Here is an 18,851-nt window from a genome sequence, read left to right as displayed (position 1 = left end):
AGCTTCGGCGACCGCGAGGCGCTCGTGTGTAATCGATGGAACCAGAGACAGGTGGATCGGGAGTCGTGAGGAGCAAGACCATTTTTTTGCTCTTTTGCATTACCGCCGTCGGCTGCAACGCCGAAAGCCCCACGGAGTTGGATGCGATCAACGCTGCGGCGCTTCACGGTCGATTCTTGCTGACCTTCTCGAGCACGACGTGTTTACTCCAAGGAATGGAGTTGAGCTTCGCTCAATTCGGTGACGGTGGCGCACTGCGGGAGAACATTCGACTGTTCGGCTCGTGGCAAGTGCTTGGCGACACCTTTTCGGGAGACCTCGTAGGCGAGTTGAAGCGGGATACCGGGGAGGTCAGGTTCGACTTAATCTCCGAGGTGCGTTGGATGGAGGGAATTTTTCTCGACAACGACAATATGGCGTTGGGTTACACGGACCTGAGCGAGGGCTGCACCGCGCGCGTCCGGGGTCAGAGGATCAGCTAGGGAGCGTCGCAGCCCAGTTGCGCCCGCGCTTCCTCCACGGACATCAGGTACGGCGAGAGAAGGGCCCTGAGTTCGTCCGGTAGGCGCCGAGGTCGCAGCGTATCCTGCGTCGTACACACCAGGACTTCATGCCCGCTCACGGCGAGTGTACCGGTCTCGATGTGCATCACGTCGAAGTTGATCTGCAACGAGCTCGTGCCGAAACGGGTGAAATACGCAGCCACCCGGAGATTGTCGTCGAGCCGGGAGGGGTAGTGGAAATCAGACTGTAGGTGGGCGCGTGGCAGCCAGATTCCGAAGCGATCGAAGACCTCGCCGTACGGCACGCCGGCCGCCCGAAAGAGCTCCATCTCAGCGAGTTCGAAGAAGCGCACGTAGGCACCGTAGAAGATGATGCCCGCCTTGTCGACCGCGGACCATCGAACCCGCTCGTCGACGGTGAATAGCTTCGTTTCCATGACATGCTCAGTCGAGGATCCGCACTCTCAGGCCACTCAGCCCCCCGCTTCCTGCCCGCCCATCGTAGCGTGCGTCGCTAAAGTGGACCCACCAGCCCGTACCTTCCGCTTCGATCCGCACGTAGGGGTATCGAGACCATACAAGATAGCGAGCGACGTCCGGCTCGAGCCGAGCCAGCGCCGCGATGCGCTCCAATTCTGCGACCGGCACCCCGACTGGGCCCTCGAGCAGCGGTACGATGTCCTCCGGGTAGAGCTCTACGCGTGGACTCCCGAACCACCGGTGGAGGCCCGGCACGAAACCGACGCCGGTGATGACCTCGACTTCCGCGCTGAAGGGGTTGGCAGGCAAGGGGGCCACCATGACGTCCCGGAACCGAAGGCCAGCCGACTCGGCGGCTACCCGAACCTGGCGCCGCGCCGCGAGGTCGGCACCCATCATGGTCACGATGTAGACGGCAACGATCGCGAGCGATGCGGTGGGCAGGCGGTGCAGGGCGGGCGGAGTGCCACGGCGGAATCGCAGCACGGCGATCGTGACGAGTCCGCCGACCCAGATCGACCTGGCGAGAATGCCGAGCGGAAGCGCCAGGACCACCAGTGACGCGAGCGCGCCCATGAGCGCCCACGCGGCGAGGGCGGCGACGGATGGCGAAGACGCGAGGAAAACGGCTCCGCCCAAAACGAGCCAGATCCAGGGATCGATGATGAAGAGCGAGTCCCCGTACGTCCAAGCTTCGCTGAAGGGGAGTCCCCAGCGCATGCCATACGTGTTCATCCAGTCGAGCGCGGGGTGCGTCAGCACACCCACCATGGATAGGGCGAGCAGGGGACGGGCACGGGCGGGCTCCGCCCCCGCGTTCCGTCGTCGGCGCACCGCACGGTCGTACAGCAGCACTAGACCGGTAACCACGAACGGGAGGACGAGGAGCGCGGGCCACCCGTGGGTGATGCCGCGGCGGAACGAGAGCGCGAAGTACTCGCCGCGTACGTAGCTGAAGACATCGATGTCGGGGGCGTTCGCCGCGAGCACGAGGGTAACCGTCGCGAGTGGGGTCACGCGTTCCGCCCCGCACTTCCCGATCGCGGCGCCTACCAGGCCGTGCGTCAGATTGTCCAGCCGGATCTCCTAGGAAGCTTCGTAGACTTGGTGGGCGCGCCCATGCTACCGTCCTCGTCGTGGTGGCGCGAGCCCGACACAGGACCGACGTTGGCGGCGCAGTTAGATTGCCCTTCGGAGCCGAGAACACGCGAAGCACCGATGATCAACGACCCGACCGCAGTCTTATTCGTGTTGGCAGCGGTCGTGGCCGTCGCGGTCGCGCTCGAGGCCCGTCACCATCTATTCAGGTCCCTCGGGTCTGCGTTGCTCGGGATCCTGTTCGCCATGGTGCTCTCCAACACGGGGATCATCCCCGGAGAGTCATCCGCGTACGTATTTCTGAGTGGGCCTGCTGTCAGCGCGGGCATCGCCCTGATCCTTCTCGGGGTGGACGTGCGAACCGTGATCAAGGCCGGCCCCACGATGCTGGCCGCGTTCGCGGTGGGCGCCGTCGGCTCGGCCCTCGGGGCTTCAGTCGCCGGTTATTTGCTCGCGGACAGCATCGGTCCGGAGACGTGGAAGCTCGCCGGTCAGTACACCGCTACTTATACCGGAGGGGGCGCGAACTTCGCGGCGGTGGGCGCGGAGCTGGAGACCAGCGGGGAGCTCTTCGCGGCCGCCATCGCCGCGGATGTGATCCTCACCGCGATTTGGATGGCCGCGTGTCTCGCGGTGCCGATGTTGCTCGGGAGTCGCTTGGCGGCGAAATCGGCAGGATTCGCGGTGGCGGACCCGTCGGGCACGAGCTCGCTCGACGAAGAGACCCAGCATGCCGCGAAGCCCGGAGCCGAGCGCATGCTGTTCACGAGCCTGGGGGACGTCGGGCTCGTCGACCTGGCTGCGCTCGCCGCGATCGTATTGGGGACGCTGTGGGCGTCGGACGTGCTCGGGGACGTGTTGGCATCGATTCCGGGCGTGTTGTGGCTTACGACGATCGCGCTTCTGCTCGCACAGATCCCGGCGGTCCGGAGGCTTCGCGGAGCCGGCGTAATCGGCAACTACCTCGTTTTGCTCTTTCTAGCCAGCAACGGCGCGCGCTCCGTGGTAGCGAATATCTTCGTGGTCGGCCTGCCGGTGGTGTACTTCGCGAGCATTACAGTCGCGATCCACGGACTCGTGATCTTTGGGGTCGGTCGCATGTTCGGCCTCGACCTCAAGACGCTCGCCGTGGCCTCACAGGCCAACGTGGGTGGGCCGGCTTCCGCGATGGCGTTGGCCACCGCGCGTGGCTACACCGACCGATTGTTGCCTGGAATGGCCGTTGGCCTTCTCGGATACGCTGTGGGCAACTATGCCGGGCTAGCGATTGCCGCGCTCATGCGCGGGGTGTAGGGTGGATAGGCGATGACGCTCGAGCTCACCACACACGAACGCGCGCTGCTCGGCGGTGCCCGAGGCGACGCCACCGCCATGGCGATGCGCATTCTCGTGTCCGCCGCCGAGCTGGTGGGGGCCGGCCAGCTCGTCGAGATCCGCTCCGCGCACATCGATGGATGTCTTCATCACGGCGACGGTGGCGTGGAGTTCGCCGAACGCCTGGCAGACGGCGGCGGGCGTGTGGCCGTAGACACCACGCTCAATGTGGGCGCTCTGGACCTTCTGCACCCGGACAAGGTCCGTGCCGGGGCGCACAAGACCGAGATGGCGCGGCGTCAGATGGAGGCGTACGTCCGCATGGGCGCCGAGCCGACTTTCACTTGTGCTCCCTATCAGATCGGTCATCTGCCGCGCCTAGGCGAGCAGGTCGCTTGGGGGGAGTCCAACGCGATCGCGTTCGTGAATTCCGTACTGGGCGCGCGGACCGAGCGATACGGGGACTTCCTCGACGCATGCTGCGCGCTCACCGGCCGCGCGCCGCTGCACGGGCTGCACCAGGATGAGAACCGTGCGGCCACGGTCGTAGTGGACGCTTCGCTCGTTCCGACGGCGCTCAAGGCGCGGGACGTCTTCTACCCGGTGCTCGGTACCTGGCTCGGACTTGAGGTGGGTCGAGACATAGCGGCGATCGTTGGCCTGCCTGCCACCGTCACACGCGACCAGTTGAAGGCGCTTGGGGCGGCGGCGTCGTCGACGGGCGCGGTCGCGCTCTTCCACGTTGTTGGAGTGACGCCCGAGGCGCCGACGCTCGACGCTGCGACGCGCGGGCAGCTTCCGGCACGAACGATCACCCTAACTGCGGACATGCTGCGTGGCTCTCTGGCGAGACTGTCGACCGCCGACGAGGCTGGTCGAGTCGACGCCGTCGCCGTCGGAAGCCCGCACTTCTCGGCCGAGGAGTTCGAGCACCTGAAGCGGTTGGTGAGCGGTCGACGGTTGGCAGTGCCGTTCTACGCGTGCACGGCTCGCGGGACCCTGCTCGCTCTGGAGGAGCGGGGCGACGCTGAGATTCTGCGGGAAGCGGGCGTCGAGATCATCGTGGACACCTGCGTGGTCGTGACGCCTATCCTGCCGGCATCGGGCGGCGTGCTCATGACCAACTCGGGGAAGTTCGCCCACTACGGCCCGTCGAATACCGGGTACGAAGTCTTGTACGGGAGCCTCGAGGACTGTGTCGATTCGGCTGTGGCGGGTCGCGCCCTGAGCAGCGAAGAGGTATGGGCGTGGTAGTGGGCCGCGTCCTGGTGGCGGGCGAGGGCGAGGGACCGTTCTTGAGGCTCGATCAGGCGATCAGTTTTTGGGGTGGGGTCGATCCCGTTTCAGGTACGATTGCTGATCCGAGACACGCGAACTACGGTGCGTCGATTTCCGGGACGGTCCTCGCGATCTCATCCTCGGTGGGCTCGAGCTCGTCGAGCGCGATCATGCTGGAGCTGCTGCGCGAGGGCACGGCGCCGGCGGCGATTCTTCTGGGAAAAGCCGACGCGATCCTGCCGCTGGGCGTAATCGTTGGCCAGGAGCTCGGGTACGCGGGCATCCCCGTCTTGGAAGTGCCGGTCTCCGAACTCGCGAGCTTCGAACAGGGCGTGATGCTCCACGTGACGCCCAAGGGGATCGTGACTCAGGCAGGCTCGTGAGGGGCTTGTGACTCAGGCAGGGTCCTGAGCGGTCCGACCCCAGCCGGTGGCGATCGCGAAGACGAGCACCGCCAGCAGTGCCCACGAGTGAACGTTGTGCAGCCCGACCTCCCAGGGTGATAGCCGTGGCATTCCCGTCACGTCGGCGGTCATTGAGGCCGTGAGAACGGTGGGTATGAAGACCGGCAGCAAGAACGGATACGTGCAGACCGCGATGTCGAGAATGTTCGCCCTGCGGTTCGCCCCGACTCCCGACGCCTCGCCGATGTCCCTCGCCAGATCACCGACCGTGACGATCGCGACCGTCGAGTGCGTGGTCAGCACAGTGGCGCCAGACACTGTCCCGAAGATCCACCACTCCGCCCTCTTCGCTGAGGTGGCGCGCGCCCGTACCCAGCGCGTCAGGCGGCCGAGCAGGCCGGCGCCCTCGAGCCCACCGACGAGTCCCATGAGCAGCACGGTGAAGATCGACACGCCGATCGCTCGGCGCATGCCGTCGAGAATCATGCCGGTCGCGATGAAGTTGTCCCGGTCGATCGAGAGCAGATCGGCGACGGCGAACCGCCCCAGGGCCAGACCGAGCAGCGTGGCGCTCACGATTCCGTAGATGAGCCCCTCCATCAGGTGCCGCTGACGGATCAGTACGGTAAGCACGAGTGCCGGCACTGCCAGCATGAGCAGCCCGAGGGCGTCGGGCTCGGTCTGTAGGCCATCCGCGGCGGCACCGGACCCGCCGAACAACACGAACACGAGTAGCGCGACCGCCGCGGCCGGTAGCGCGTACTTGAGCCTCGATCGGACCACGTCGCCCAGCTTTGCGCCCTGCGTGGTCGCCGACGCGATCGTGGTGTCGGAGATGGGAGAGACGTTGTCGCCGAACGTGGCTCCAGCGATGATCGCCCCGATCAAGAAGGCCGGGTCCGCCGCGAGTGGGGCGCCTGCGGGGTACAGCAGTGGCGCGCACACGAGGATGGTGCCGAGGCTGGTGCCCGTAGCGGTCGAAAAGACGACGCACACGAGGAAGCTCACCGCGACGAAGCCGCCGCCGCTCACTCCAGCGGCGCTCGTCGCCCACACGAGTGCTCCGACGAGGCCGCTTTCCCGAAGCAGCACACCGAGCACGGCAGCCAGCAGCCACGCGAGCAGCATGATCATGACGATCCGTCGGCTCATTCCGTCGATCACGGCTTCGGAGTACGCCGACTTGTCGGTGGCGAGGAAGAGCCCGAGAGCGATGGCGATCAAGAGCACCGGCCAGAAGCCCGTCTCGTCGGGTGCGCCTGAGAGGCCGAGCCAAGAGACACCCGCCAGGAAGAGCACGAACGGCGCGAGCGCCCCCGCGACACCCCCATGGAAGGAGAGCGGTGCAGGTGGCGAAGCCTGGTGCAATAGGATCACCGTCTAGGGTCATGTGTGGCAGAGTCGCGCGTGGCCAGGGTCGTGTCCGCAGGGGTCGTGTCCGGGCCGGCGGAATCCTACGTTCCGACAAGCACCTCTGAAAGGAATCTGCCGTTGTCCGCACACGATGAGTTCACGCTCTACGACCTTCGCGTCGAGGTCGTAATGGGTGACCGACCCATGGTCTGCAACCACAAGGTCGGAGACTACTTCGAGCTGTCCGGTGAGAACCTCACTATCCCTCCGGGCCAGACGTTCCCGATCTACTCGCTGGCGGCGCTGCTCCCTCTGCTGCCGGCAAAGCAGCGCAAGACGGACCCAAACGATTGGATGACGACCGACACGGAGGTGGCGTGCCCGGATCCGCTGTGCGGCGCCCGATTCCGGATCACGCGCACGGGAACCACGACGTTCCGGCACTCCGAGGTCACCCGCGTCCCGCTGGAGGGCGTTGACGGGACGTGAGCAGGTGACGAGCGGCTCCGGAGACCTCGGGAGGTACGTGCTCGCCGGCGACTACTCGATCTCCCGAATCATTCAGGGGGGGTGGCAGTTCTCCAGTGGGCATCGGCTCACCGCGGAGGGCCTGGATGACGCGCTCGAGGTGCTGGTACGGTCGGCCGATCTCGGTTTAACCACGTTTGACTGCGCGGATATCTACTCAGGCGTGGAAGAGCTGTACGGGCGGTTCATCACACGTTGGAAGAGCACGTCGCACGCTGCGCCGCTCCAGATCCACACGAAGTTCGTGCCTGACTACTCCACATTGGACCGCGTGGATCGCGCGTACGTCGAGCGCAGCGTCAACCGGTCGCTCTCACGCCTCGGCGTCGACCGGCTGGACCTCGTTCAGTACTACTGGTGGCGCGACGATGTCCCGGGCATGGAGGAGGCCGTGGGCTGGCTCGGCGATCTCCAGGCGGCGGGCAAGATTCGCCACGTCGCCGCAACGAACATGAGCGTCGACCGTCTGCGTAGGATCGAGGACGCGGGGATCCGCATTGTCGCAGACCAGGTGCAGTACTCGGCGCTCGATCGTCGGCCCGAGGCGGGCCTGGCCGAGCACGCATCTTCCACCGGAATGCGATTGCTCAGCTACGGCACACTGGCGGGCGGCTTCCTCACCGACCGTTGGTTGGAGAGCAACGAACCATCGGACCTCGCGAACCGTTCGTTGGTGAAGTATCGGCTCATCATCGATGAATTCGGCGGTTGGGCCCCATTCCAGCGGCTGCTCGGCGAACTCGGGGAGATCGCGCGAGAGTGTGGCGTGGATCTGGCCACGGTCGCCCTACGTTTCGTGCTCGATCAGCCTCACGTTGCCGCCGTGATCGTAGGCGCGACGAAGGTCGGGCAGATGGAACGCAACGTCCGTGCGCTGGCTTTCACTCTGTCCGCCACCGACCATGCTCGCATCCGCCGGCACGTGGACGCCGCGCCTGGGCCCTTGGGTGAAGTGTTCGGCTTGGAGCGCGATCGAGACGGGCCGCACGGCCGCATCATGCGGTACGACCTCAACAGCGAAGCTTCCTGAGCCTCGCCTTCCGCCGGCCGCCGACCCTGCCCAAATTGGCGCGATGAATGACCCCGCGGTGATCACCCTCCCGTTTCCGGACGCGCAGGAGCGCGCGCGCATTGGCGACGACCTCGACACGAACTTGCTCGTAGAAGCCGGTGCCGGGTCGGGGAAGACCACCGAGCTCGTAGCGCGCATGGTGGCCCTCGTGGCTTCGGGGGTGGCAACCGTCGACGAGATCGCCGCCGTGACGTTCACGCGCAAGGCCGCTGCCGCGCTGCGTGAGCGCTTCCAGATGTATCTCGAGGAACGCGTCGGTGAACTTAGTGAGCCGGAGGGCGACGACCTGGTGCGAGAGCGGCTCTCTACGGCGCTGGACGACATCGACCGGGTTTTCGTTGGCACGATCCACGCGTTTTGCTCCCGACTGTTGCGTGAACGGCCCTTGGAGGTCGGCCTCGATCCGGCGTTCGAAGAGCTCGCCATCGAGGAACGCTTGCGGCTACGTCGACACTTTTGGGAGGCGTATCTCGAACGACTCACCCGCGACGCGGACCCGATTCTGGAAGAGCTGTCGGACGCAGGGCTGCGCCCCTCGCGGCTGCGAGGTTTGTTCGGCCATCTGGTCGAGAATCCGGACGTGCACTTTCCGACGGACGACACTCAACCTCCTTCAGCCGCGGAGCTCAGCGAGGTCCGAGCGGTCTTGGTCGACCTCGTTGATCGCGCGTGGGAGCTCATGCCGGATCATGAACCGAACCGCGGCTGGGATCCGCTCCAGAAGAAACTGAGGACGCTCCACTTCACCCGCGACGTCACAGGGTGGAAAGAGCCGGCCGACTTCTTCGACGCGCTGTCACGTCTCTGCAAGCGGGGCCCACGGGGCCATTCGATTACGCAGAACCGGTGGAGGGACGGATCGATGGCGAAGGCGCTGTGCCGTCGGGTCGACGAGTTCGGCGTCGGAGACACGGCGGCCCGCGATCTGGTGAACCGATGGTACGCGCATCGCTACGCGCTCGCGGTTCGCCTGGCACGACACGCCGCGCTCGAGTTTGCCGAGCACCGGAAACGGACCGCACGGCTCGATTTCCAGGACCTGCTGCTGCTGACCGCCGAGTTGCTCAGGTCGAACCCACACGTTCGCCGACAGCTGGGGCGGCGGTACCGACGCCTTCTGGTGGACGAGTTCCAGGACACCGATCCGCTGCAGGCGGAGATCATGCTGCTGCTTTCTTCGGATCCCGACGTCGACGACGAGGACGCATCGCACGAGGGAGACGGTCCGGCTGAGGGGGCGGACTGGCGCTCCGCGGTCCCCAGAGACGGAGCGCTCTTCGTGGTCGGGGACCCGAAGCAGAGTATTTATCGGTTCCGGCGCGCGGACATCCAGCTTTACGGATTCGTCAAGGACCGTTTCCGCGACTTCGGAGCCGTGCTCGAACTCACGACCAACTTCCGCTCGCGTCCGCCGATCGGGGATCTGGTCAATGAGCTGTTCGATGCCGAGGGATTCTTCCCCACGTCGGCGACTCCGGAGCAGGCGGGCTTCGAGCCGCTGAACACGCGGCCAGGAGAGCCGACCTCGCGCGAGGGCGTCTTCTGGTACGCCGTGGCCCCCGACGCTGCCCGAGGTTCCGCGGCGGCAGACGACGATGCCGCGCGTATCGCGAGCTGGATCGCGAGCCGGGTCGCCTCCGGAGAACGGTCGAGCGGAGACTTCATGATCCTCACGAGGACGCGGTCCCACCTCGACAGCTACGCACGAGCTTTGGAGGCCTTCAGCCTGCCGGTCCAGGTCACCGGTGCGGGTGTCGGCGTCGAGAGCGAGCTACGTGAGCTGCAAGCGGTCCTGGCGTGCCTGATCGACCCGACCAATCCAGTGAAGGTCGTCGCGGTTTTGGTCGGGCTCTTCTTCGGCATCGACTACGAGCGACTGGTTCAGCACCGTCTCGACGGAGGTGCCTTCGACGTCATCCGGCCGCGGGAGCGCGGGCAAGCCGACGTAGCGCAAGCGTTGCAAACCCTGAACGAATGGTGGCGAGTCTCGACGGTGCAACCGGCGGACATCTTCGTCTCGAGACTCACGAGCGAGCTCGGCCTGCTGCCGTTCGCCGCCGCCGGTGAGCTAGGGACGCTCCGAGCAGGTGCGCTCGTATACGCATTGGACGCGGTTCGCGCTGCGGCACTCGCGGGTGACGCTTCATTGCCGGGAGCGCTCGAGGCGCTCCAGGCGGCGCTCGAGCTCGCGGAAGCCGAGGCTCCTCTGGAGCCCGGGCGCCCGGATGTCGTGCGTCTCATGAACCTGCATCAGGCGAAGGGTCTCGAGGCCGAGGTCGTGATCCTGGCGGACCCGACTGGTTCGAGGGCCAGAATCCCCGAGATTCACATGCACCGGACGGACGACGGCACCGCGGTCGGGTATCTGCGCGTCACGGAGTTCCGAGATGGTTTCCGCGGAGATCAGGTCCTGGCGCGACCCGAGGGCTGGGCGGATCACGAGTCCACGGAGAGTCGCTTCCAAGCGGCTGAGGAGGTGCGGCTGCTCTACGTTGCGGTGACCCGTGCGAAGAAGGAGCTGGTGGTCGCGCGTTGGCCGGATGGAAACGACCGGTCGCCCTGGCGGGCCCTCGACCCGTGGTTGGACGAACACGCGGAGGAACTCGAGCTGGAGGCGAGCGAGCCCGAGCCGCGGGAGCAACTGGAGCTGACCCCTGAGGCCGTGGAGAAAATGCGACGCGAGGCCGCGGACCGGCTCGAGGCGCTCAGCACACCCTCGTTCGTGTACCGTTCGGTGACCGAGCTCTCGAAGCGGGGCGAACCGGCTCCGACGGGTGCTCCGGCGGACGGCGACCAGGGCGACAGGCAGGCCTTCCGTGGCTTTTCGTGGGGAAGCGCGGTTCATGGGGCGCTCGCCGCAGCCGGGAAAGGTACTACACCGGAAGCGCTGCGTGCCGCGTGCCGTGATTTGCTCGTCGAGTACGAGAGACCGTTGGATGACCACGGGGATCCGACCGAATTGGACGAACTGCTCGGCGTCGTGGAATCCGTGCTTGCGTCGGATCTGTGGCAGAGAGCGCACCGGGCCGAACGCGTGCTCTCCGAAGTGCCCTTTGCCGCGTCGCAGCCCACCGACCTAGGCGTCGACGACGCGCCGGCCGCGGGCCCGCCGCGCGACGCGCGCGGTCCCGATGAGAGGCCGCGCAAGCAGCTCGACCTCTTCTCTCTAGATGCGATCCAGGAAAGCGAGAGCGAGCCGGCGCCCGAAGAGCCTTCTGGAGCCCACCAGGTCCTCGAAGGCGTGATCGACCTGGCGTTCTTGGAGGCGGACGGTTGGGTGATCGCCGACTACAAGACCGACCTGGGGACCGACCCAGACTTCGGAACGCGGCTGGACGCCTATCGGCGGCAAGTCGACTTGTACGCGGAGGCGTGGGCCCGGCTCACGGGTGAGCCGGTGAAGGAGCGCGTCCTTTTCTTCACGGCACAGGGACGCGTGGAGTCCTGGTAACGCAATTCTTTCCTCTGAGGTCGCGGTCCATGAATGACATTCTCCTCCTGCGTATGCGCCAGCTCGCACTCCTCTGTCACTTCCTCATCGGCGGGTTGGTGAGCGTTGAGGCCAAGGCTCAGGAGACGCCTCGCACACGGCTGGTGCTGCTCGGCACCGGGACGCCCAACGCAGACCCCGAGCGCTCGGGTCCGGCCACCGCGATCGTGGTAGACGACCGAGCCTACCTCATCGACGCTGGTCCCGGCATCGTGCGGCGCGCCGCTATGGCGGCTCGCGACCGGGGAATCCCTGCTCTGCGAGTGGCGCGGCTCCACCACGTGTTCCTCACGCATCTGCACTCCGACCACACGGTCGGATTGCCGGACCTGCTACTCAGTCCATGGGTTCTGGATCGCCCCGTGCCGCTCAACGTCTACGGTCCGCCCGGCACGAAGAAGATGATGGACGGGATCGTCGAGGCGTGGTCGGCGGATATCACCGTGCGCATCGATGGCCCTGAGCCGCGCGACGCCAACCGTGACGCCTACCGCGCGCTGACCACGGAGATCGAGCCCGGGCTCGTGTACGAGGACGATCTCGTGAAGGTCTACGCGATCCTCGTGGACCACGGTGGTTGGGAACAACCGGTGGGATACCGCTTCGAGGGTCCGGACCGGACCATCGTCATCAGCGGTGACGCGGCGCCGAGCGCATCGATCGTGGAGGCATGCGGCGGGTGCGACATCCTGGTGCACGAGGTCTACAGTGCCGAGCGACTTCCCACGCGCCCTCCTGCTTGGCAGCGCTACCACACCAGTTTCCACACGTCCACCGTGGAGCTCGCGGACATCGCGAACCGCGCACGACCGGGGCTGCTGGTCCTATACCACCACCTTATGTGGGGCACTGACGACGAGGGTCTGATCCGGGAAATCCGGGCCGCCGGCTACTCCGGACCGCTCGTGTCGGGGAAGGACCTCGATGTCTACTAGCAACTAGCTCTAGCATACGTCTGCCGGGGCGTGAATGGTGGCCGGAAAGCGATACGCTGGACCAACCCACTGCTTCTCGATCTCGGACACAGAAGACAGAAGCGCGAGCTGCAAGGCGAGCGCTTCCGAACCCACACAGCTTACGCGGACAGCAGCAAACCCGTGTTGAGAGGCCCATCGCATTGGAGTCACCGGGATAGGTTCTGCCCGATCTCCCGATACCGTGCTGCGGCTAGAAGAGACGGCTTCCCTTTCGCGCAGAACGTGAGCTCCTTCAGTCCGCGATGCGGCCGCTCCACCACGAGCTGACCATCACCGTCAAGCTTGGATTCGAGCACGGCTACCGCACAGCGGAACCGTTCGTCTTGCTGTGCCAGCCCGAAGAACGACAGGACGTACACATAGTAGAACAGGTTGTAGCGAAGGAACGGGTACTCGACCTGCATGAAGAGTCCGCCGATTCCCCAGTGGCACGGACCGATAGGTCGGCGTGTCACCCAGTGGCTTCGGCCGTGTAGCATGGATAGAGGGGAGCCTTCGGGGCGACGCGAATTCGACCGTCGAGCCGACTGGCATTAATGATCGCTGTGACGCCACCCGCTACAGCCTCGTGATCCTGCTCCACGCCGAGTTCGTGAAGCATGCATAGCGACGCGATCGTGCTGTACGGGTTGCCGACGTAGATCCGTCCGTCAGGGGTCGCCCAGTGGTCCGCACCGTTGTCGTGCCGGTGCCCGAGAATTGTGTCGATATCTGCTTGCCACTCCGACACTTTCTCCCTCGAGCCTCCTGACGGTCTGCGATTCTTTTGCGCGACAAGAATGGCGGCCGAGCGCGAAGCGCGCGACCCTCCCGTTCTCCCGCAGCAACAGCAATCGCTTTTAAGGAGCGACACCCGGACGACGAGATCTCAGCCCGGCAAGATCAGTTCAGGATCATGTAGGGGGAAACGCACGACGTAGGGGACATCGAACTCGTCTCGCTCGACTCCGGGGACAAAGTCCGAAGCGATCTCATGCACCCGTACGCTTCCGGGGAACTCAGCACGCCCTAGGAGTTCACTGAGGACGGAGGGGAGGTTGGCCGAGCCGTGACTGCTACCTCGAGCTGCGGCGCACACCGGACGACGCCCGGCAGCCGCTTCGCTTGATTGGACGCCGCCTCCCGCTCCCTACTTACATCACAATCGCTCGAACTTGGTCTCTGCCCCTCACCCGAGCCCGGAGCTAACTGGCCACCGGCCTCACGGCCCTGAGCCTGCTCGCCTTGAATCGTAGTCGGACGGTACGAGGGCACAGTTGAATTTCTAGGTCGCAGGAGCCCACGCGGCTTCTGCTCCCGCCCCTGCCGAGCTCGCCTCAGGGGGACCCGCGGGTGAACCTCGATATGTGTTTGGTGCAGAGACTCAAGCTCTGCTCCAGCTGCTGAAATGAAGTCAGAGACCACGACGACCGACGCCTTACTTTCGACCGCCGCGCCCCGGCGGGTAGGGGAACCTGCGCGCTTTTGACTCCGAGGGCCTGATACTCGTTATGAAGTTCGCCGCATTGCTCCCAGAACCATCGTACGTATATATTGATATTGATAGTACGTATACCAGGAGCGGACTCATGCCTAAGACGAAACTCACACTTTCGGTCGACTCGGCCGTCGTTGAGCGCGCCAAGCGCTTCTCGCGACTCAACGACACTTCTGTCTCCCAGCTCGTCTCTTCGTTTCTCGGCTCGCTTGAAGACGAGGGGGGGACCGCGACTCCAGTAGTCACGCGCCTTCGAGGCGTCCTTCCCTCCTCTGCGTCACGGGAGGAGTACCGCGCTCACCTTGAGGCCAAGCACAAGTGACGAGGGTCCTTCTCGACATCAACGTCGTGCTCGACGTCCTGGCTAGTAGAGAGCCGTTCGCCGATGATGCCGAGGCCGTACTTCGGCACGTCGAGGCTCGGGCCGTCGAAGGGCTGGTCGCCGCCCACACGATCACGACCCTGCACTTTCTCCTCTCGAAGCACATGGGGAAAGCGAAGGCCCGGAGAGTCCTCACGGATCTGCTCCATGTGGTCCGAGTAGTGCCCGTGGACGAAGACCGCATTCGCCATGCTCTGGCTCTGGACTGGACGGACTTCGAGGATGCGGCTCAGGCGGCGTGCGCCGAGAAGGCCGAGGCTGACTATCTCGTCACACGCGATAAGAGAGGCTTCAAGAAGTCCCCGGTGAAGACCGTCACCCCACCCGAACTGCTTGCCCTCATCGCGTAGTCAGACCGGGCTTCATAACGGCTCGCGATGCTGCGCGGCCAGCATGCCGATCCGAAGTGCGAGCCGCAAGGCGAGTGCTTCGGACCCACTAACATTCAGACCCACTAACTCCTTCCGCGACTGGTCGAGTAGCCCGGGTGGTTGCCCACCTGGGCCCTCCCAGAACCGAGCGAGGAGATTTCCACCACTCGGCTCTTCCGCCGAGGAGTCTCACGGAGCTCGGGCCCAGATCTGGACACAGATCCGGGGTGGAGGAAGCGGGTGAGCCTTGAGATATATAGGCACCGAACCGCTCCCAGATCAGGCGGTTTCCGCGTTGGCTTCGGCGCTGGAGCCACTTGAACCACATCCTTGTGGCTTGGAGGTGCACTTGCTGAGGTCTCCGGCCGTTGCCGTTCACGCCGAAGTACTGGAAATGTCCGCGCAATCGCCTGCTGAGCGCGGCGTGTCGGTCCGCGAGCGGCAAGTGCCGGTGGCGCCGACACTATTCGCTGAGGGTTGTGAGGAACCTCCCAACCCTATCCGCCAGTAGACGGGCCGTCTTCTTGGTGAAATCGTCTCGTGCCAAGCGTTTCGCCCTGATTCAGACAGTCGCCAAGGTGGTGTGCTTTCTAACGTCTTTGGAATTCTGCTGCCGGACCACGATGCCGACCTGAGACGCGAGTTGCAAGGCGGGTGCTTCAGACCCAGCAGCCTACCCGGACAGCAGCAATTCCGTGTTAGAGAGCAGCGGCCCGTGGTGTCACATGTTGACACCACGTTCCGGGTGGCGCCATCATATGACACCATGGGGAAGCACGATAAGACCGTCGAACAGATTCGGCGCCTGAATGGCGGTCTGGATTGGAAGAAGGCAGAGGCCCTCCTCAAGCACTTGGAAGCGGAGGTGTATGAAGGTTCAGGGTCGACAGTCACTTTCGTCATCGGGGAACGAAAACTCACCGTGGATCGGCCCCATTCACGGCGAGAGTGTGGAAAGGGGTTGGTGAAGCGCCTTCGGTCTTTTTTGGACGCAGCGGGTCGGCTATGAGGGAAGTCGAGCGCTTCATCGGTACGCGGACTTCGGCTAGAACCGAAAGGGAGGCGCGTCATAATGATTGAATATCAGGGGTATACAGGTGTGTTCGAGTTCGACGCGGAACTCGCGCTGTTCGCCGGACACGTAGTGGATCTACGCGACGAGCTCTATTTCGAAGGCGAGTCTGTAGAGGAGCTATCCGAGTCGATGCGTCGCGCTGTGGATCAATACCTCGAGGTGTGCAAGATCCGGGGCGAGAAGCCGGAGAAGCCGTTCTCGGGACGATTCAACGTGAGGGTCGGCCCCACCACACATCGACAGATCGCGGCGGCGGCCGCAGCGGCAGGACTCTCCATGAATGAGTGGATCGGTGGACTGCTGGAGTCTGGATTATCAGCCATAGACCGAGCGGCTGAGGTCTTGGTGCTCGACGACTCTAGAAAGACGAAGTCCAAGGGAGCCAGCTCAACGAAGTCCAAGTCTCCTGCCCCTCGGCGGAAGGTCCCGAAGCCGCGGGCGGCGAAAGCGGCGGCAGCGAAGGCACCGGCCAAGGCTGCGTCAGCGACGGCTAGAGCGCGTAAGGCGAAAACATCAGCAAGCCGGAAGCCGGCTACCAAGGCTCGCTGATCGCCTGATCCTATTGGTGGACGAGCCGCTCTCTAACGTCTTTGGAATTCTGCTGCGGGACCACGATGCCGACGCAGATCGCGAGCCGCGACGCTCCACCGCGACTGTAGCAATCGCTTGATACTCATGCAGGCCCCCTCCTGGACCTCTCGCCGAGAGGGCGGAAGGATCAGAGCGCAAGCTCAATCCATCTTTCCCAGGAGGGGAACCATGCGTTTCTTCAATTCAAGGGCCAGCATCTATACTACTGTGGCATCGACCTTCATGCTCGCACGCTCTACCTGTGCGTCTTGGATTCCCAAGGCGAAGTGCGTCTGCACAAAAGGCTGCGCTGTGAGCCCGAGGCCTTGCTTCGCGCGCTTGAGCCCTACCGTTCGGATCTCGTCATGGGCAGCGAGTGCATCTTCTGCTGGTATTGGCTCGCCGATCTCTGTGCCCGTGAGGGGATCGCCTTCGTGCTCGGTCACGCGCTCTACATGAAAGCGATCCACAGTGCCAAGGCCAAGAACGACAAGATCGACTCCCACAAGACGGCGGTGCTGCTGCGTGGTGGTGCGTTCCCTCTGGCCTGCGTCTATCCGCGTGACATGCGCGCGACGCGCGATCTGCTCCGGCGTCGGCAGCCAAGATCGGTAACGCCCATCGCAAATAGGCCTTCAGCGAGGCCGCCGTGCTCTTCCTCAAGGACAACACCCGCGGCCAGGCTCATCTCAAGAAGCTCGAGCGCCGCCACGGCAAAGGGAAAGCGCTCAGTGTTCTCGCCGCACGCCTCGGTCGTGCCACCTACTTCATGCTCAAGAACAGCGAGGACTTCGATATCGAACGCTTCTATGCACGCACGTGAGCACGGGAGGTCTCCACCAACGGAGGCATCCGATGGCACTCCGAATGGGTCAACGTCTCCCATCTGCTCGGCGGTGAGTACATCGGGCTCGAGCAGATCGACAACGACATCTGGGCCGTCTACTTCGGCCCCGTCTCGCTCGGCTGGCTTCACGTCCGCGAACCGGCCATCCTCGATCATGACGGCCACTCGTCTCGAAACCCTCGGTGCTGAGAACCGCGTGACCTCCCCGCCGCTTCAGCACACTCGCAAAACCGCTACCCTCGAGGGGCTCGCTCCCCTTCGGGGTTCCTCCGCGCTTCGCGCTGCGGACTCCCTGGCCAGGAGGTAAAACTAAATAATTACACAAGCAGCTTAGAACGAGAACTGTTACCCATCAGTACTCAGTAAGTGTTACCCATCAGGGTTACCGCTCACCGCCCGATTACTCGTCCCCCAATTCGCCAAGCTGCTGCCCGACTGTGGCGGATGGTGAGGATTTCCACATGGTCTTGGTGGACCTCGTAGATGACGCGATGCCGGTGGTAGATCAGCTCACGAACCGTCCGCTCGTACCATTCGGGCACGACGCGGCCCTGCTCCGGCAACCCAGGGAGCGCCGTCAAGCGCTCTTCGAGCCCCTCGATCCAGTCCAGCGCACCTTGCGGACGGTCCTTCCCGATGAAATCGACGATGTCGGCGGCCCGGCGTAGAGCAAGCGGCGACCAGACAACCTTCAATTCAAAGACTGACTCTTGCCCGGAGTTCTGCCATCGCCGTCTCGTGAGGAATCCCCTCGCCGCTTTCGAGCTCCGCCCGCGCCTGCCTGATATCCCGGATCACCTCCAGCTCCTCGATAAGGGCTTCGTAGTGCTCGACATCGAGAACGACCGCAGCACTTTTCCCGTGCTGAGTAAGAATGAGCGGTCGTTGCGACTCGCGGACACTTTTCAGGAAGCCGGCAGCATTCGCCCGGAAGGCGGACAGGGGCTGAATATCTTGACTCGGCCTTAGACTCGACATGGCTCCTCTGAACGTCACTTGGTACCATACAAGGTACTACACATGTTGTACGGCCCGGACAGCTCCAGCTCTTTCTAACACAACTTGAAAGCACGCCCCCTGTGGGTACCGTGGAGTTACGAAACGACCATGGACCGAAACAGAGGGCGGCTCTCATGAAACGGAACAACAAGTATGTTGGGCTCGACGTACATCAGGCAATGACAGCGGTGACGGTGCGGACGGAAGGAGGGCGGGTGATCGCGCGCAGCGTGATCGAGACGAGCGAGCGCTCGATCACAGAGTTCTTCGACGCGCTGGCCGGGACGGTGCACGTAGCGTTCGAAGAGGGCACGCAGGCACAGTGGCTGTACGACCTGCTGCGTCCTCGGGTGGGCCGGGTGATCGTGTGCGACCTGAGAGGCGAGAAGCGATCGGGCAACAAGGGGGACCGGATTGATGCCGACCATCTGTCGGAGCGATTGCTGGAAGCGACCAGGCAATGCCGGTCGGAGAGGAGGTCAGCGGATGTAGACTGAAACTTTGAAGAGCTGTCTAGTGGGTGCGATCCCCACCCAGTCAAAGCATAGCCAGCAGGCTGGTAGCTAGACTTGCAGTCGTCTCCGTAAGGGGGCGGTTGATGCGTAGTCAGGCGAGCGAGTTGGGCCGCAGGAT

General features: G+C 64.4%; 17 protein-coding genes and 2 pseudogenes. 13 read left to right on the top strand and 6 right to left on the bottom strand.

What is annotated here, in order from left to right:
* Nucleotides 1–65 precede the first annotated feature (65 nt).
* On the top strand, nt 66–482 hold the full coding sequence (locus tag IIB36_15120) for a hypothetical protein (GenBank protein MCH7533067.1): 417 nt from the start codon (nt 66–68) through the stop codon (nt 480–482).
* Here the strand turns inward: IIB36_15120 and IIB36_15115 are convergent.
* Both IIB36_15115 and IIB36_15110 read right to left on the bottom strand, forming a co-directional pair.
* Nucleotides 479–940, bottom strand: coding sequence for an acyl-CoA thioesterase (locus IIB36_15115; protein MCH7533066.1), 462 nt, complete (start codon nt 938–940; stop codon nt 479–481). The genes IIB36_15120 and IIB36_15115 overlap by 4 nt on opposite strands.
* Nucleotides 941–947: 7 nt before the next feature.
* Nucleotides 948–2,066 carry a metal-dependent hydrolase gene (locus IIB36_15110; protein MCH7533065.1) on the bottom strand — a complete coding sequence of 373 codons (1,119 nt, stop codon included), beginning with the start codon at nt 2,064–2,066 and terminating at the stop codon, nt 948–950.
* Nucleotides 2,067–2,201: 135 nt separating this feature from the next.
* Here IIB36_15110 and IIB36_15105 point away from each other — a divergent pair, with 135 nt between their 5' ends.
* From IIB36_15105 to IIB36_15095, 3 genes are read left to right on the top strand one after another with little or no spacing between them, the layout of a single operon-like run.
* Nucleotides 2,202–3,374 carry a DUF819 family protein gene (locus tag IIB36_15105; GenBank protein MCH7533064.1) on the top strand — a complete coding sequence of 391 codons (1,173 nt, stop codon included), beginning with the start codon at nt 2,202–2,204 and terminating at the stop codon, nt 3,372–3,374.
* A 12-nt stretch (nt 3,375–3,386) separates the two neighbouring features.
* Nucleotides 3,387–4,649 (top strand): aconitase X catalytic domain-containing protein, encoded by a 1,263-nt coding sequence (locus IIB36_15100; protein ID MCH7533063.1) that lies wholly within the window; start codon nt 3,387–3,389, stop codon nt 4,647–4,649.
* Nucleotides 4,637–5,056 (top strand): DUF126 domain-containing protein, encoded by a 420-nt coding sequence (locus tag IIB36_15095; GenBank protein ID MCH7533062.1) that lies wholly within the window; start codon nt 4,637–4,639, stop codon nt 5,054–5,056. Before IIB36_15100 ends, IIB36_15095 begins: the two co-directional genes overlap by 13 nt.
* Before the next feature lie 12 nt (nt 5,057–5,068).
* Here IIB36_15095 and IIB36_15090 read toward each other — a convergent pair whose 3' ends face one another.
* A complete protein-coding gene (locus IIB36_15090) occupies nt 5,069–6,454 on the bottom strand; it encodes a hypothetical protein (GenBank protein MCH7533061.1) in 1,386 nt (461 codons plus the stop codon).
* Between the two features lie 108 nt (nt 6,455–6,562).
* Between IIB36_15090 and IIB36_15085 the strand changes: the two genes are divergently transcribed.
* The 4 genes from IIB36_15085 to IIB36_15070 are packed head-to-tail and all read left to right on the top strand — an operon-like array spanning nt 6,563 to nt 12,455.
* Nucleotides 6,563–6,919 (top strand): TIGR04076 family protein, encoded by a 357-nt coding sequence (locus IIB36_15085; protein MCH7533060.1) that lies wholly within the window; start codon nt 6,563–6,565, stop codon nt 6,917–6,919.
* A 4-nt stretch (nt 6,920–6,923) separates the two neighbouring features.
* On the top strand, nt 6,924–7,988 hold the full coding sequence (locus tag IIB36_15080) for an aldo/keto reductase (protein ID MCH7533059.1): 1,065 nt from the start codon (nt 6,924–6,926) through the stop codon (nt 7,986–7,988).
* A 43-nt stretch (nt 7,989–8,031) separates the two neighbouring features.
* The gene (locus IIB36_15075; protein MCH7533058.1) at nt 8,032–11,481 is read left to right on the top strand and encodes a UvrD-helicase domain-containing protein; all 3,450 of its coding nucleotides are present in this window, start codon (nt 8,032–8,034) and stop codon (nt 11,479–11,481) included.
* 53 nt (nt 11,482–11,534) lie between these two features.
* On the top strand, nt 11,535–12,455 hold the full coding sequence (locus IIB36_15070; GenBank protein MCH7533057.1) for an MBL fold metallo-hydrolase: 921 nt from the start codon (nt 11,535–11,537) through the stop codon (nt 12,453–12,455).
* 188 nt (nt 12,456–12,643) lie between these two features.
* Here IIB36_15070 and IIB36_15065 read toward each other — a convergent pair.
* Nucleotides 12,644–13,227: pseudogene (locus tag IIB36_15065) on the bottom strand (hypothetical protein).
* A gap of 838 nt (nt 13,228–14,065) precedes the next feature.
* Here IIB36_15065 and IIB36_15060 point away from each other — a divergent pair.
* The 4 genes and pseudogenes from IIB36_15060 to IIB36_15045 all read left to right on the top strand — a co-directional run bounded on the left by IIB36_15060 (nt 14,066) and on the right by IIB36_15045 (nt 17,195).
* Nucleotides 14,066–14,296, top strand: a complete 231-nt coding sequence (locus IIB36_15060) for a hypothetical protein (GenBank protein MCH7533056.1) — start codon at nt 14,066–14,068, stop codon at nt 14,294–14,296.
* Complete coding sequence (locus IIB36_15055; protein ID MCH7533055.1) at nt 14,293–14,706, top strand: PIN domain-containing protein; 414 nt, start codon at nt 14,293–14,295, stop codon at nt 14,704–14,706. Before IIB36_15060 ends, IIB36_15055 begins: the two co-directional genes overlap by 4 nt.
* Before the next feature lie 1,093 nt (nt 14,707–15,799).
* Nucleotides 15,800–16,351: a type II toxin-antitoxin system HicB family antitoxin gene (locus IIB36_15050; protein MCH7533054.1), complete on the top strand. Its 552-nt coding sequence runs from the start codon at nt 15,800–15,802 to the stop codon at nt 16,349–16,351.
* A gap of 185 nt (nt 16,352–16,536) precedes the next feature.
* Nucleotides 16,537–17,195 (top strand): annotated as a pseudogene (locus IIB36_15045) (transposase).
* Nucleotides 17,196–17,608: 413 nt separating this feature from the next.
* Here IIB36_15045 and IIB36_15040 read toward each other — a convergent pair.
* Entirely contained in the window at nt 17,609–17,914 is a 306-nt protein-coding gene (locus tag IIB36_15040) for a type II toxin-antitoxin system RelE/ParE family toxin (protein ID MCH7533053.1), read from the bottom strand.
* Nucleotide 17,915: 1 nt separating this feature from the next.
* Nucleotides 17,916–18,197, bottom strand: a complete 282-nt coding sequence (locus IIB36_15035) for a type II toxin-antitoxin system Phd/YefM family antitoxin (protein MCH7533052.1) — start codon at nt 18,195–18,197, stop codon at nt 17,916–17,918.
* A gap of 155 nt (nt 18,198–18,352) precedes the next feature.
* Between IIB36_15035 and IIB36_15030 the strand changes: the two genes are divergently transcribed.
* Nucleotides 18,353–18,715: a hypothetical protein gene (locus IIB36_15030; protein MCH7533051.1), complete on the top strand. Its 363-nt coding sequence runs from the start codon at nt 18,353–18,355 to the stop codon at nt 18,713–18,715.
* Nucleotides 18,716–18,851: the final 136 nt, after the last annotated feature.

The sequence above is a fragment of the Gemmatimonadota bacterium genome, from assembly GCA_022560615.1.
GTDB lineage: Bacteria > Gemmatimonadota > Gemmatimonadetes > Longimicrobiales > Gaopeijiaceae > UBA1138.
Note: the sequence above shows the minus strand (reverse complement) of the source record. Positions and strands in the feature narration are given on the sequence as shown.